Source organism: Hafnia alvei, from assembly GCF_034424155.1.
Taxonomy (GTDB): domain Bacteria; phylum Pseudomonadota; class Gammaproteobacteria; order Enterobacterales; family Enterobacteriaceae; genus Hafnia; species Hafnia alvei.
The window spans coordinates 3250266-3264592 of record NZ_CP139992.1; the positions used below are offsets into that span (position 1 = coordinate 3250266).

The 14327-nt window shown below is 47.6% G+C and carries 12 protein-coding genes; 5 read left to right on the top strand and 7 right to left on the bottom strand.

Features of this window, described 5'->3' with window-relative positions:
* Nucleotides 1-162 precede the first annotated feature (162 nt).
* The 6 genes from U0008_RS15305 to dapA all read right to left on the bottom strand — a co-directional run bounded on the left by U0008_RS15305 (nucleotide 163) and on the right by dapA (nucleotide 9258).
* Entirely contained in the window at nucleotides 163-2916 is a 2754-nt protein-coding gene (locus U0008_RS15305) for an autotransporter outer membrane beta-barrel domain-containing protein (RefSeq protein ID WP_043494731.1), read from the bottom strand.
* Nucleotides 2917-3266: 350 nt separating this feature from the next.
* The gene (locus tag U0008_RS15310) at nucleotides 3267-5246 is read right to left on the bottom strand and encodes a tRNA(Met) cytidine acetyltransferase TmcA (RefSeq protein ID WP_043494734.1); all 1980 of its coding nucleotides are present in this window, start codon (nucleotides 5244-5246) and stop codon (nucleotides 3267-3269) included.
* A 119-nt stretch (nucleotides 5247-5365) separates the two neighbouring features.
* Entirely contained in the window at nucleotides 5366-6244 is an 879-nt protein-coding gene (gene ypfJ, locus U0008_RS15315) for a KPN_02809 family neutral zinc metallopeptidase (RefSeq protein ID WP_043494736.1), read from the bottom strand.
* 185 nt (nucleotides 6245-6429) lie between these two features.
* On the bottom strand, nucleotides 6430-7143 hold the full coding sequence (gene purC / locus U0008_RS15320) for a phosphoribosylaminoimidazolesuccinocarboxamide synthase (protein ID WP_025797460.1): 714 nt from the start codon (nucleotides 7141-7143) through the stop codon (nucleotides 6430-6432).
* A 164-nt stretch (nucleotides 7144-7307) separates the two neighbouring features.
* Nucleotides 7308-8360 (bottom strand): outer membrane protein assembly factor BamC, encoded by a 1053-nt coding sequence (gene bamC / locus U0008_RS15325; protein ID WP_040045467.1) that lies wholly within the window; start codon nucleotides 8358-8360, stop codon nucleotides 7308-7310.
* Between the two features lie 16 nt (nucleotides 8361-8376).
* Entirely contained in the window at nucleotides 8377-9258 is an 882-nt protein-coding gene (dapA, locus tag U0008_RS15330; RefSeq protein ID WP_025797458.1) for a 4-hydroxy-tetrahydrodipicolinate synthase, read from the bottom strand.
* 137 nt (nucleotides 9259-9395) lie between these two features.
* Between dapA and U0008_RS15335 the strand changes: the two genes are divergently transcribed.
* Together U0008_RS15335 and bcp are read left to right on the top strand one after the other, a co-directional pair.
* On the top strand, nucleotides 9396-9974 hold the full coding sequence (locus U0008_RS15335; RefSeq protein WP_004091990.1) for a glycine cleavage system transcriptional repressor: 579 nt from the start codon (nucleotides 9396-9398) through the stop codon (nucleotides 9972-9974).
* Complete coding sequence (bcp, locus tag U0008_RS15340) at nucleotides 9974-10444, top strand: thioredoxin-dependent thiol peroxidase (protein WP_025797455.1); 471 nt, start codon at nucleotides 9974-9976, stop codon at nucleotides 10442-10444. Before U0008_RS15335 ends, bcp begins: the two co-directional genes overlap by 1 nt.
* A gap of 74 nt (nucleotides 10445-10518) precedes the next feature.
* Here the strand turns inward: bcp and U0008_RS15345 are convergent, their stop codons facing one another.
* Complete coding sequence (locus U0008_RS15345) at nucleotides 10519-11583, bottom strand: AI-2E family transporter (protein WP_025797454.1); 1065 nt, start codon at nucleotides 11581-11583, stop codon at nucleotides 10519-10521.
* 296 nt (nucleotides 11584-11879) lie between these two features.
* Here U0008_RS15345 and bepA point away from each other — a divergent pair, with 296 nt between their 5' ends.
* Genes bepA through U0008_RS15360 form a run of 3 tightly spaced genes read left to right on the top strand, consistent with a single transcriptional unit; the run spans nucleotide 11880 to nucleotide 14323 of the window.
* A complete protein-coding gene (gene bepA / locus U0008_RS15350) occupies nucleotides 11880-13364 on the top strand; it encodes a beta-barrel assembly-enhancing protease (RefSeq protein ID WP_025797453.1) in 1485 nt (494 codons plus the stop codon).
* Between the two features lie 9 nt (nucleotides 13365-13373).
* Nucleotides 13374-13730: an arsenate reductase (glutaredoxin) gene (gene arsC, locus U0008_RS15355; protein WP_043494740.1), complete on the top strand. Its 357-nt coding sequence runs from the start codon at nucleotides 13374-13376 to the stop codon at nucleotides 13728-13730.
* 14 nt (nucleotides 13731-13744) lie between these two features.
* Nucleotides 13745-14323, top strand: a complete 579-nt coding sequence (locus U0008_RS15360; RefSeq protein WP_043494743.1) for a GNAT family N-acetyltransferase — start codon at nucleotides 13745-13747, stop codon at nucleotides 14321-14323.
* The last annotated feature ends 4 nt before the right edge of the window (nucleotides 14324-14327 follow it).

Genomic DNA, 14327 nt, shown 5'->3' on the forward strand with positions numbered 1-14327 from the left:
GCCTCACTAAAGAGGCCATTTCATTCATTGGAGTTCCCTCTGTAGCCTAAGCTACAGAGGGAGTTCATACCCGATAACTGCCCGAAATCCTTTCAGCACAAAAGTTATCACTTGGACGCTAGCAATAACCTCTGCATACAGCTATCTCCTAGTATGAATGGATTACCAGCTGTATTTCACGCCAGCGTTAAGAGCCCATGGTTGGTCAACATCGCTGCCGCCCAAGTAGCTGTAACCCGCGTAAGTGCTGAAGTTCTTAGTGAAGTTAAACTGTCCGCCTGCTCCGACGCGCACTGCAGAACCACCTTGACCGTTATCAATCTTGTCGCCATTGATTTTGCCGTGATTGCTACCAGCATCGTCATAAACGTAGGCCAGATTGAAGTACGGAGTCAGAGACTGCTCGTTCGCATAGTCAAAGCGGTAGTCAGCATTGATACCCGCTTCATAACGCATGCTGTCGTAGCTTTGATCGTTAACAGCCATGCCGTTGCTGGTACGATAACTATCGCTATCCATGAACAGGCCTGAAACGCTCGCATACGGACTCAGTTTACCTTGGGTATCAAGCGCAATGTCATAACCCAGTTTCAGACCGAAGCCCCAACCGTCGTTGCTGGTTGAACCTGAAGTATGGTCGCCGTTGCTCATATCAGCATCCAAATCGTTGCTGTAATGCGCGTAGCTCAATGATGAATCCAAGAAGATATTGTTATCAAACTTAGCTGAAGAGTAGATACGAGCAGATTGGCTATCCTGATCTACGCTACCGCTATGGTCGCTAACATCGCCTTTTGCAAAGCCTGCAGACATACCAATCAGCCAGTTTGCGTAGTTGCCGTCGATAACTTTATCAACACCAATCATAACGCCGTTGATATCCTGATCGTAGTTAACAGCGCCGCCGTCAGCGTTGACATGGCCACCGAAGTAGCTGACCCATGCACCACCAGCATCCCCCACGCTATCACGAGTCTGAGTCTGGCGACGTTCCAGAGTATCCTGCTCCATATGCCAGATATTGGCATTAGCAGAAGGAATGCTCAGCGCCATGTTAGCCGCATCAGTCAATTCACGCTGGTTCAGAACGACAGTATCGCCACGTTGCTGTGCTTCATAAGTATATGCCCCCAAATCAGCTTTGTTGCCCGCAGTGAAGGTTGCATGCGTGTCAGCATTATTGTCGTATACGCGGATAACTTCTTTATCTTTGTAATCAGCAATAGAGCCTTTGCCGGTTGCGTTATCAATACGCACGTTGTAGTTGCCGCTCACATCGCCGTTAACGGCTAAGTGACCGTCAGAGTTGATAGCCACAACACCGTGGTCATAACCCGTCGCATTTACGTCATTGGTAACATAACGCGCATTACCCATATCTGAATTCAAGACGTATTCACGGCTACCTACATTAAGAACACCGCCATCGCTTAATACCAGTTTATGAGTGTCGGTCTGACCCAAACCTAAGTTCAGTTCACCACCGTTGGTGACAGTAATAGTATTGGCATACAGAGCCGCAGTTTCTTCAGTCAGTTTAACTTGGCTGCCGCTGTTGATGTTCAGTGAATCAGTAGCAACACCGTCGTTATAGCCAGTCGTGTCAGGGATGGTAGTCCCTGCGCTGTTGCTATCGCCGATCTGCATTGATGAACCGTTATTCAGTGTAATGCTGTCAGCCAACAGGCTCGAATTCACAACGTTAACCTGTGAACCATTATTGATGGTCAAAGTGTCAATATTGGAAGACTTACGAGTATCCCATTCAGAAGCATTATCCAGAGTTACGTTGAACAAACCGCTCTGATAAACAGATGCTGAAGTGAGATCGCCATCGGCATTGAATTCATCCGTTGGCCACAGGCTATTAGGGCTGTAGTCATACAGAGTATTAGTGCGTTCAACGTCAGACATTGCAGCACCAACCCACTTGCTGCCATTGGTTAATGTCAGGTTTAACGAATCTTGATCATCCCAGCCATTGGTGTCTTTAACGCCATCGCCATTAGAATCATGACCAACGGGATCAAAGTTATTATCAAACACGCTAGAGAACAGAACATCGCCAGTTAACGTTGAATGATCAAACGTTGCGGTGGTTTGCATAGCGTTATCAGAGTGGCTTGCAGTAACAATCAGTGCTGCGTCATCATTGCCAGCATCGTTTGTTCCAGCATAGTCACTTGGTTTGTTAGATTGACCATAAAAACCAGTATTTCCCAGTTCAGAGTACGCACCTGAAGTCACCACAGAATCTTTAACAGTTAAAGTATCTGTGAAGATTTCTGGATTATTGGTTACATCATCTGGCCAATAGTAGCCCTGCGTTAAGGTAATACCTGCAACATGAGAGTTATTCTGGATAACAACATTTGCTTCCTGATCCAGCGTAATTGCGTTGCCATACTTATATGTATCTACTACATCATGATCACGAACACCATCAGTGGTAACGTCATAATCATAATGCTCATAAGTATCATCAATTGTTGAATTATCAACGGTCAACTGCAATGTGTCTTGGTAATAATCGCGGACATAATCACCATCAGTACATTCAGAAGTCATACACTGTGACGTAATCATACCGTGGACTGTGCTGTTAGAAATATTCAGCGTGTTTGCCGTACCGTCAACACCATCATCAAGGTAGTAAGTTGAAATAACACCGTTAACGACTGATTTATTAATTACTGGGTAAATATTGCCGTTGTAGTATCCATCAGCATCGTGATCCCAACCAACATACCCGGTGTAGCCGACATGATTGCTATAAGCAATTGGATCATGAACATACGTTTCGTATGTAGTACCTGAAATATCATTTGTAGCAGCTACTGCAGCTTGCGCCGCGATAGCCATAGAGCAAGCCAATGCCAGACGCGATAAAGCCGTCTTTTTCTTCCAAGAAGACATCTGTTATTCCCTCATTATAGGCAACGTTAATCCATAACCCATCAGAGATGAATATAGTTATGAATTGTTGATACTTTTAAAATATATACTGCTATTTGAAAGTGTGTTCGCCAAGATTCAGCGGAATTAAATAATAATTAAGAGGTAAGTTTAATTCAACTAAAAAAACATTTTAAATAGATAACAAATTAAACGAACTAAAATAAAAAACCTTTCAGATTACCAGCGCCATAATATCAATTGCATTAATCATGAATTAAATAAAACAAAATCACTAAAAACCAAGAAATATAATAGAAACTCAACAGACTATATGTGACACTTAAATTATAAAAAAACAAACACAAACGCTATTTTTTGGAATGTTTTATAAAATCAGATATAAGATTCCGCAATACAGCTACCAGAGCCTTTTTACCTGAAATTTTGTTTTTTTTACATAACAAATCAATGCCCATTTTTTCAGTTATAAAATCATTAAGAATGGAAGTTCCTGCATTATCAGGAAATTTATCAACACACCTAATTAGCGCATAAATAGAAACTTCAAGCGGGCGTGAAAAATATGCAAAACCGTGAAGTTCATCCCAGTCATCACTATTTAGAGATAGATCTTTTACCACCTCCACCGGCAACTGAAGTTTGAGTTTTTGTTGGATAAAGTACCCATCGCGCCGTAAACGTAGGCGTAATTTTCCCAAAAGTGACCGCGAATGCGCATTGAAGGACAGCATTGCCATCGCAGTATAGCAACCGCTACTTGCCTCAAGGTGGGTACCAAAACGCACGAGCTCAAAGCCACATTGATGCCAGAAATGGTAAAGCTCTGGCGTATACCCAAAACTAACAGAAACAAAGTCTAGTCCCTCTTCTCGAGCTTGTTGAATAGCAGAAACCACCAACGATTTCGCAACGCCTTGGTGTCGCCATGCTGGAAATACCGCAATTCGGCTTATTCGACGAGAACGCAATACCGCCGCCTGCCATTGACCACCGTGGGCGGCAAGAGATTGAGCAACTAAATTTCCTTTAGGCCGACGTTGACCGGCCCAAACAGCTTTAGCCAGTGATTCATCTAATCCCCCCTCATCAACCATCCACAGCGCAGCTGCAATAACATCGCCAGCAAAGCTGCCATACAAATGATTGCCTACGCCGTCCATTAAACGACGTAAATCCAGCGGCGTTGTTTTGTAATGTGCACTCGTGAGGAGCGTATAAAAATCACACATTTTATTTGGGCAAGACAGCCATTCGGACTGACTCAGCTTTTTCGATTTAAATTCAATAGCCTTTACTTGTGGCTCTTGCGGCTCTTCAAATAACAGCAAAGACTTTAGCCAAGACTCAACGGGATCGCTGATTGCCCAACGCATAGGCTGTTCTAAGGAAAAGGTTCGGCAAGAGGGCAGAGAAGCACAGAATTTTAGTAGAAAACCACGTCCAGTACCTTCGTACCCTTGTACGGTTGTGGTTAATAACACTTGGGGGAAAAACGCGATGAGCTCACGCAGCTGGGGAGCAGGGATCGCGGCGGCTTCATCAATCAGCAACCAATCAACATCTTCAGGCGCTTGTTGTCGGCATTGTTCTAGCAGTGCGTCTGGCGCATAGAATTCAACGCCTTCGCCTTGTTGTGACAACATTTGCGTTGCCATTTTACTTGGCCCAGTGACCCAGCATTTGCCTTTTACACGCTCAGCGAGCATACCTGCCAACGTTGATTTTCCTCTACCACGCTCACCAATCACCACGTTAATAGGCTGCTTATCGTTCAACAGCGCTTGCAAAATACGTGTCTGCTCGGCCGTGGGCAATCCATTTGGACGCAGCCACTCAGGGCGCAGTTTCAGCGCAGGGATTTTTTGCTCGCTATTTTGCTTCCAAATAGCAATTTCCGGCTGTTCTAGCGCCATCCGTTGAAAATGATGAACGAAATGAGGAGTGGCAATAGGTTCCGGCTGTTCGCTCCAACGCAGACTATCGAGATCTGGTTTGCTATCCCATTGTTCCCAGTCAGGAACTAAGACAATAAGCCAATGCCCTGCACTGATAGCGCCAGCCACCGCGGCTAGCGCTTCAGCGTGAAATCCTGCTGCTGCATTAAAAACCACATGCCCGAGTTCTTGCCCCAATAATCCTTTGGCAAGATGGGGAGCAATAGACCTTACCCCTTGCGGTGCGCTTTCACCAACCCACAGAACCGGTAAACACAACGTGGGCAAAATCTCTGCCATAACCTGCTGATGCCAATCAGCATCCCCGCTAACGATAAGTAAACGGCGAATACCTGCTCGCTGCATTGAGAGGATAGAAGAAGAAAGCGGCATAAGAGTCTGCGTAGTTAGCAAAGATATCAGGGGATTATACTCGAATTATTGGCATACGGCGGCGCTATCACGTTGATTCCATACCCTACACATTAATGTGCAGGGTATGAATACCGTGATCAGTTGGCTGATGCGAAGGTATTGCAGCTATTTGGATTCCCGCTGTCAAAACCGCGCTTAAACCATGTGTAGCGCTGTTCAGATGTTCCGTGAGTAAAACTGTCTGGGATCACTCGGCCTTGGCTCTGTTGTTGCAAACGGTCATCGCCAATCGCCTGAGCAGCATTCAGAGCCTCTTCCAAATCGCCCTGCTCCAGCACTTGCTGATTCTGCATGAAATGTCCCCACACGCCAGCGAAGCAGTCAGCCTGAAGTTCCATTTTCACCGAGAGGCGGTTTTGCTCAGCCTTGCTTGCCCCTTGCTGCATCTGCCGAATTTTCGGCTCAATGCCCAGTAAGTTTTGTACATGGTGCCCAACCTCATGCGCGACCACATAACCCTGAGCAAAATCACCGTCAGCACCCAGCTTATCTTTCATCTCTTGATAGAAAGAGAGATCGATATACACGGTTTTATCTGCTGGACAATAAAAAGGCCCCATGACGGACTGACCCGTGCCACACCCCGTGCGCGTAGCACCACGATAGAGCACCAGTTTAGGATCTTGATACTGTTTCCCCATTTTCTGGAACAACTGGCTCCAGGTGTCTTCAGTCGACGCCAAAATAACGGAAGTAAATTTAGCCATCTGGTTATCTTCTGGCGAATTAACCTGTTGGCTTTGGGTTTGAGTTTGACCAACGGGCGCTTCACCGTTAAGCAGCGGCGTTAAATCTACGCCGTAATATCCCGCAACCAGTACAACCACCAGCAGAATTAGTCCACCTTTACCACGCGGTACACGAAAACCACCGCCGCCTAAACCACCGGACGAACCCGTGGAATCTCCACGTCGATCTTCAACGTTGTCGCTTTCACGACGCCCTTGCCAGCGCATAGTTAAACCTCAGAAATTACATGATGCCTTAATGGTAGGAAATTGCTGGCGTGAATACCATAAAAAGGAGAAATCAGATAATGAAATACATCATTGCAGATAGAGATAGGTGGTATTTCAATTCATTGGCAGGTCATAAAAATGACAACAGAGGCTTTCACCTCTGCTGTTTTTTAGCGGCAAGCTTAATCGAGTTTGACGCCGATACGGTGCGCAACTTCTTCATAGGCTTCAATCAGGCCGCCCAAACTTTGACGGTAGCGGTCTTTATCCATCTTGTTCAGCGTTTCTTTATCCCACAGGCGGCTACCGTCTGGTGAGAACTCATCACCCAGAACAACTTGACCTTTAAATAAACCAAACTCAAGTTTGAAATCGACCAGAATCAGTCCTGCATCGCCAAAAATCTTGCTCAGCACATCGTTAACTTTGTAGCTCAGTGCTTTCATGGTGGCTAAGTTTTCTTCGCTTACCCAGCCAAAAGTACGGCAGTATGATTCATTCACCATCGGATCGTGCATAGCATCGTTTTTCAGGAACAGATCGAACAGTGGTGGATTAAGAGGCGTCCCCTCTTCAATTCCCAAGCGCTTCACCAGCGAGCCTGCGGCACGGTTTCGGATCACGCATTCAACCGGAACCATCTCCAGTTTTTTTACCAGCACTTCAGTATCAGAGAGTAAGCGCTCCATCTGAGTCGGGATCCCCGCCTCTTCCAGTTTGCTCATGATGAAATGGTTAAATTTATTGTTAACCATGCCTTTACGATCAAACTGCTCAATGCGCTGGCCATCCAGTGCTGATGTATCATTTCGGAACTCAAGAATCAGCAAATCCGGGTTTTCAGTGGTGTACACGGTTTTTGCTTTGCCGCGATACAACTCAGCGAGCTTTTGCATTTTGCTTACTCCATAGGTTTAAGAACATAAAAAATGAAATCAGCGGCTTTAGGTCAAAGCGCATCAATTTAGGGGCATTATACGCCAGCCAAACGATTGCGCATTAAAAAAATGAAATAAAAAAGAGGCCGAAGCCCCTTTTTACATTTCTATGGTTTGTGCGATTACTGGCTAGCTTTTACTTTCGCAAACGCCGCTTGGAACACACTCACCAACGCATCGTTCTGCGACTGACTCAGTGGAGCCCCTTTGCTGTCGAGGAATTGCAGACTGGTACGGTTATCTAAATCGCCGACCTGAATCTTATAATCACCTTCTTTCAGCTCAGGGTCTTTCGCACCCAGATCGTCCCAGCTACTGCTGCTGATCGATTTGTAGGTCACGGAGATTGTACCCTGCGGACGGCTACGGTCGGTCACTTTCATGCCGATATGTTCAAGCGTTGCTGGTAAACGATCCCAAACCGCAGTGTATGGCGCACGCGCGATCAACACCGGTAAGCCCGTATCATCAGCGCCGCTCTGCACGTCAATATCACCCACCTGACGGTTGGCACGTGCGTTAGCCTGATCGGTTTGATATTTATCCAAACCGCTGACAATATCGTTCAGCACAGAAACCGCGTAACGCTGAGTCTGCGAATCCTCAGTGATCGCTGTGTCGCCCTGCTTCAAGCCTAAGGATTTAACCACAACCGCCGTTTGGTAGCCCTGTGGTTGCACAGATACCTGATAACGGCCTTGATACTGTACGTCTTCGTCGCCACGCTGGAAGTTAATCCAATCGGTCGTCAGCGTTTGTCCTGCATCGTTACGGCTGGCAATAGGATAATTTAACCCCTGTACTGCCTGCGCAACCTGAGACCACAGGCTACTTGCTCCCGGCGTGCTCTCAACCAAGACAATCGCTGCGCCATTAACAAACTGGCCACGAGAACCGTTCAGCAGAGCCAATGGCTGCGCCGGTGGTCGAATATCCAACGCTTTGCCTACGTTGCCCTGAGCTGCATTTAAACGCACATCATAAGCACCGTTTTGCACCGGCAGAATCATCCCTGCGGGCGTTTTCAATTCGGACAGCGTAGAAGCATCAAGATAAGCCTCATCGCCGCTCACCTGACGCTTATAGCGCTGATCGGTCGAACATGCAGACAGCATCATCACCAAAGAAATGCCAACGACAGTCGCTACCGCCGACTTTTGTACTAAGTAAGCCATTCAATCTCCCTAAGAGTTACAGCAAGCCGACGTGTTTAAGCGCTTGTTCTACGACAGGGCGAGCCTTATCGCTAATTGGCGTCATTGGTAAACGCATCGTGTCGGTTGCTATGAGTCCCAATACCTTACAGGCCCATTTCACCGGTATCGGGTTTGCTTCTACAAATAACTGTTGATGCAGCGCCATTAAACGCTGATTCAGCTTACGCGCTTTAGCGAAATCGCCTTCAGCAGCAAGCTTACAGAGTTCAGCCATTTCACGCGCAGCGACGTTTGCTGTGACAGAAATAACGCCCTGACCACCCAGTTGCATAAAGTCCAGAGCCGTTGCGTCATCGCCGCTTAGCAAAATAAAGCTATCGTCGTTGACCAGTTCTTGGATCTGACTAACACGACTTAAGTTCCCGGTCGCTTCTTTTACAGCAACAATATTTTTAATCTCTGCCAAACGAGCAATCGTTTCTGGCAGCATATCGCATCCCGTACGCGAAGGTACGTTATACAAAATCTGTGGTAAATCAGTATGTTCAGCGATAGCTTTAAAGTGCTGGAACAAACCTTCCTGCATTGGCTTATTGTAATACGGCGTGACCGTCAGACAACCAACGACGCCCGTATTATTGAAGCGCTCGGTCAAAGCAATCGCTTCCGTGGTAGCATTTGCTCCGGCGCCAGCAATCACAGGGATTCTGCCATCAGCAAGATCCAGCGTCTGTAGCACCACATCGACGTGCTCGTCGTGATTTAGCGTGGCAGATTCGCCGGTGGTTCCTACGGATACAATCGCAGACGTCCCGCTGGCCACATGATAATCAATCAATTTCTTCAAGCTAGCGCGATCGACCTGACCTTTGTCATCCATCGGCGTAACCAGCGCAACAATACTTCCCGTGAACATTGACAGTCCCTCCACAAACAGGTTCCTCATGGTACTTTTGAAAGCGATCGCAAAGCAAGTAAACATCTATGCGCTAACTGCTTGTCGAGGCGTTTTTTTTGTGTTTACCTTGGGACACCACCACAAAGTCAGGAAGAATGCTCTTGCCACAGCCCAATCAACACTATTTAGTCATTACAGCCTTAGGCGCAGATCGCCCCGGTATCGTCAATAACATCACCCGCCATGTAAGCAGCTGCGGGTGCAATATTGAAGATAGTCGTTTGGCAATGTTGGGCGAAGAGTTCACTTTTATCATGCTGCTATCCGGTAGCTGGAATGCCATTACCCTTATTGAATCCACTTTACCGCTTAAGGGCGTGGAGATGGATTTGCTGATCGTGATGAAACGCACAACGTGGCATGAACGCCCAACCATGCCAGCCACCGTGTGGGTGCAGGTTGAAGTCAAAGATTCCCCGCACATCATCGAACGCTTCACTGACTTATTTGATTCGCACCACATGAATATTGCCGAACTGGTTTCTAAAACCCAACTGAGCCAGGACTCGGCGGCGCCAAAATTGTATATTCAAATCACCGCACACAGCCCTGCCAGTCAGGATGCAGAAAGTATTGAGCAAGCTTTTGAGAAGCTCTGTACAGAACTCAGCGCGCAAGGCAGTATAAACGTCGTGAACTATTCCCTGCATGAAGATAAAGACGGAGAGCAGTAATGAGCCCATTGAAAGCCGGTAGCATCGCTCCTAAATTTACCCTGTTAGATCAAGATGGTGAGCAAATCAGCTTGGCCGACTTCCAAGGTCAGAAAGTTTTAGTCTATTTCTATCCAAAAGCCATGACTCCAGGCTGTACCGTTCAAGCCTGTGGACTGCGCGACAACATGGATGAATTGAAAAAACTGGGCGTAGAAGTGCTTGGTATCAGCACGGATAAACCCGAAAAACTTTCCCGCTTTGTAGAAAAAGAAGTCCTTAATTTCACCTTGCTATCTGATGAAGATCACAAAGTGTGCGAAGAGTTTGGCGTGTGGGGTGAAAAATCCTTCATGGGTAAAACCTACGACGGCATCCATCGCATCAGCTTCCTGATTGACGAAGAAGGCAAAGTTCAGCACGTATTCGACGATTTCAAAACCAGCAATCACCACGATATCGTTTTGGACTACGTCAAAAACAACGGGTAATAAACCTTTGCTTTAAAGCTTTAAAACGCCAACGCCCTGCATGCAGGGCGTTGTTTTTTCGGGAACGCTAACGACTAATCCGCTTCAGAAATAAACTCGTCAGGCCAAGCGTGGATCACCGCTTTTACCAGCGTCGCCAGTGGGATCGCAAAGAAAACGCCCCAGAATCCCCATAACCCACCAAAGATAATCACCGAAAGAATGATCACTAATGGATGCAGGTTCACCGCTTCAGAGAACAACAGCGGAACAAGCAGATTGCCATCTAACCCTTGAACAACCAGATAAGCGACAAACAACGTCCAGAAATCAGCGCCCAGCCCCCATTGGAACAGCGCCACAATAACCACCGGGATCGTCACCAACACCGCGCCGATATACGGAATCAGTACCGAGAACCCAACCAGCACGGCCAACAGCAAGGCATAGTGCAAATCCACGACCAGAAAGACCAGATAGGTCGCCACGCCCACCACTACCATTTCGAGCACTTTGCCGCGAATATAGTTCGTGATTTGCTGATTCATCTCGATCCAAACCTGTCCGGCCAATCCGCGATCGCGCGGAAGCACCCGCCGAACAGCATTCAGCATTTGCTCTTTGTCTTTGAGCAGGAAAAATACCATCAGCGGCACGAGAATAAGATAAATCGCCAGCGTAAGCAGCCCCACCAACGATGCCAGTGATAATTTCACCACCGACTCTCCCATCACCGCCAACTTGGCGCGGGTATTCTCTACCACCATATCAATAATGCCCGCATCCATCAGCGCCGGATAGCGTCTTGGCAGCGTTGCCGCGAATTCATAAAAACGGGTCACCATTTTCGGCATATCGGCCAACAGGTTGAATCCCTGCTGCCAAACCGCGGGTGCAATGACGAAAACGGACAGTAGAGTAATACCGCCAAATACAATCAGCACGGCAACCACGGCCCATACGCGTGAAAAACCAATCAGCTGAAGTTTATGCGTTGGCCATTCCAACAAATAGGCGAGAACAATCGCCACCAGCAACGGGGCTAAGATCCCATTAAAAAAATAAATGATACAAAAGCCGACGAGCAGGATAGTCAGTAATGCTATTGCCTGTGGATCGGTAAAGCGTCGTCGATACCACTGCATTAACATATCAAGCATGCGGGTCACTCCTTAAGCTGCACAAGCGTACAGTTTTTATCCTTGAAAAGAGCTGGCAAAAAGCCAATAACGTAAAATGATGATTTTGCTGTCATGGCGGCGTGGAGTCGATCCTACTATGATGGCAGAATGAGTGTAATAGAGAGTGGCGTAGTTAAGAAGAACTCTTACAGGCCTTTGCTGTCAAAAATGCCATTGTGGATAACCAAGCCATGCGTTATATCCTAATGATTCGTGTTTCTGCCAAGCAAAACGCCCCACATGGGTACAGATGAAACTGAATGGAACTGTCTCTTATGACTTCTCGGTTTAAAACATCGGTTATCGCGACGATAGTTGCTGGTTTATTGCTGACTGGCTCCATGCCTAGCCAAGCAGATCCAAACGATGACCAACTGCCTGACATTGGTACTACCGCAGGGAACACGCTCAGCATCAATCAAGAGCTGGCGATGGGTGATTTTTACGTACGCCAGCTCCGTGCCAGTACGCCGCTTATCAACGATCCCTTATTGATAGAATATATCAACGGATTGGGTATGCGTTTGGTGTCTCATGCCCATTCAGTACGCACGCCGTTTCACTTCTATTTAGTGCGCAATGACGAAATCAACGCCTTCGCCTTCTTCGGCGGCAACGTGGTTTTGCACTCCGCGCTATTCCGCTATACCGATAACGAAAGCCAGTTGGCTTCGGTTATGGCGCATGAAATCTCTCACGTAACACAGCGCCATTTAGCGCGTGCGATGGAAGAGCAACAGCGTACCCAGCCGCTAACATGGGTAGGCGCACTCGGCTCCATCTTGCTTGCGATGGCCAGTCCTCAGGCTGGCATGGCGGCCTTGAGCGGTACTTTAGCCGGTAGCCAGCAAAATATGATCAGCTTCACTCAGCAAAACGAGCAAGAAGCTGACCGCATCGGCCTTCAAGTTCTTCAACGTTCCGGTTTTGATCCTCAAGCAATGCCAAGTTTCCTGCAAAAGCTGTCGGATCAATCACGCTATTCATCGAAGCCCCCTGAAATTTTACTGACTCACCCCCTACCAGACAGCCGCCTGTCCGACACGCGCAACCGCGCAAACCAGATGCCGCCGCATCCCGTTCAGTCATCACAAGACTATTTACTCGCAAAAGTACGTGCGCTAGGTATGTACAGCGGCGGTCAGGATGGAAACACGTTCCTGACTGAAGATATCCTCAAGGCGATGGAAAACGGCAACGTACGTGAACAAACTGCCGCGCGCTATGGCCGAGCTATCTTGTTCAGCCAAGCCAATAAATATGATGACGCGCGCAAAATGCTACAACCGTTGCTCGAAAGTCAGCCAGACAATATCTGGTTTATCGACCTGATGACCGATATCGATTTAGAGCAGAAGAAAGCACCCTCAGCTATCGCTCGTTTGGAGTCAGCGCTGGCTAAAAACCGCAACGAACCCGTATTACAAATTAACTTGGCGAATGCCTACGTTGAAGGCAATCAGCCAGCCAAAGCGTCACGTATTCTTTATCGCTATACCTTTGATCATCCAAACGATCCTAACGGTTGGGATATTCTCGCTCAGGCCAGCGCCGCACAGGGGATCCGTGATGAAGAGCTTTCCGCCCGCGCAGAGAGTTTGGCGCTGGTAGGACAATTGGATCAGGCGATTGGCTTACTCAGCAACGCCAGTGCCCTGATGCCGGTTGGCAGCCTTAAACAGGCGCGCTACGACGCGCGTATCGATCAACTACGCCAGCTACAACAAAGCTTCAAGCAGTATCAACGCGGAGGCCGCTAAGGAAAACCTATGCCACAACACGTCACGATTTATCACAATCCTCGCTGCTCAAAGAGCCGTGAAACACTCGCGCTGATTAAAGAACAAGGTATTGAGCCAACTATCATCCAGTATCTGGAAACGCCGCCCGATGCTGCAACGCTGAAAACGCTGCTGAAAGAACTCGGGTTCACTTCCGCTCGCCAACTGATGCGCCACAAAGAAGATCTGTACAAAGAACTTAATCTTGCTGATGAATCGTTAACTGAAGATCAGCTAATCGATGCCATGATCAATAATCCGAAATTGATCGAGCGCCCAATCGTGGTTAAAGGCAAAAAAGCCCGGATTGGTCGTCCACCAGAGCAGGTCTTAGAGATTCTTTAACGCGAGGTTTTCATATGGAACAGCCCGTCTTAAAAGGCAAACGTGTAGAGCTTCACCCGATGCAGGTTGAACATCGCCAGCCAATTATCGATGCCGCCTCAGACGGGCAGCTGTGGGAAATGACGCTAACGGTCATTCCAAGCCCGCAGTCCATTGATAAATATCTCACACACGCTTTCGAGCAGCGCGAAAACGGCAGTCAAATGCCGTTTGTTATCGTCGATGCCGACAGTCGCAAAGTGGTCGGCTGCACCCGTTTTTGGAAAATTGATTCCGCCAACCGGAAACTCGAAATTGGTCATACGTGGCTGAGCCACTCCTTCCAACGTTCTGGCATCAATACCGAAGCCAAATACCTGCTGCTTAGCTATGCGTTTGAAGTGATGAACTGCGTTCGCGTACAGTTCACCACCGATGAAAACAACGCACGCTCCCGCGCGGCTATTTTACGCATTGGCGCTCAGCAAGAAGGCATTATCCGCCACGAACGGATCATGCCCGATGGACGAAAACGCAACTCGGTGCGGTTTAGTATTATTGATGATGAATGGGAAACGGTAAAAGCTGGGCTAGAAGGCAAAATGCTGAATTAGCCGC

Coding starts and splice junctions, on each gene's coding strand:
- U0008_RS15345 (WP_025797454.1), bottom strand. CDS start 11,583: ATGCTTGATATGTTAATGCAGTGGTATCGACGACGCTTTACCGATCCA.
- U0008_RS15310 (WP_043494734.1), bottom strand. CDS start 5,246: ATGCCGCTTTCTTCTTCTATCCTCTCAATGCAGCGAGCAGGTATTCGC.
- arsC (WP_043494740.1), top strand. CDS start 13,374: ATGCCACAACACGTCACGATTTATCACAATCCTCGCTGCTCAAAGAGC.
- U0008_RS15360 (WP_043494743.1), top strand. CDS start 13,745: ATGGAACAGCCCGTCTTAAAAGGCAAACGTGTAGAGCTTCACCCGATG.
- bcp (WP_025797455.1), top strand. CDS start 9,974: ATGAGCCCATTGAAAGCCGGTAGCATCGCTCCTAAATTTACCCTGTTA.
- bepA (WP_025797453.1), top strand. CDS start 11,880: ATGACTTCTCGGTTTAAAACATCGGTTATCGCGACGATAGTTGCTGGT.
- ypfJ (WP_043494736.1), bottom strand. CDS start 6,244: ATGCGCTGGCAAGGGCGTCGTGAAAGCGACAACGTTGAAGATCGACGT.
- dapA (WP_025797458.1), bottom strand. CDS start 9,258: ATGTTCACGGGAAGTATTGTTGCGCTGGTTACGCCGATGGATGACAAA.
- U0008_RS15335 (WP_004091990.1), top strand. CDS start 9,396: ATGCTCTTGCCACAGCCCAATCAACACTATTTAGTCATTACAGCCTTA.
- purC (WP_025797460.1), bottom strand. CDS start 7,143: ATGCAAAAGCTCGCTGAGTTGTATCGCGGCAAAGCAAAAACCGTGTAC.
- bamC (WP_040045467.1), bottom strand. CDS start 8,360: ATGGCTTACTTAGTACAAAAGTCGGCGGTAGCGACTGTCGTTGGCATT.
- U0008_RS15305 (WP_043494731.1), bottom strand. CDS start 2,916: ATGTCTTCTTGGAAGAAAAAGACGGCTTTATCGCGTCTGGCATTGGCT.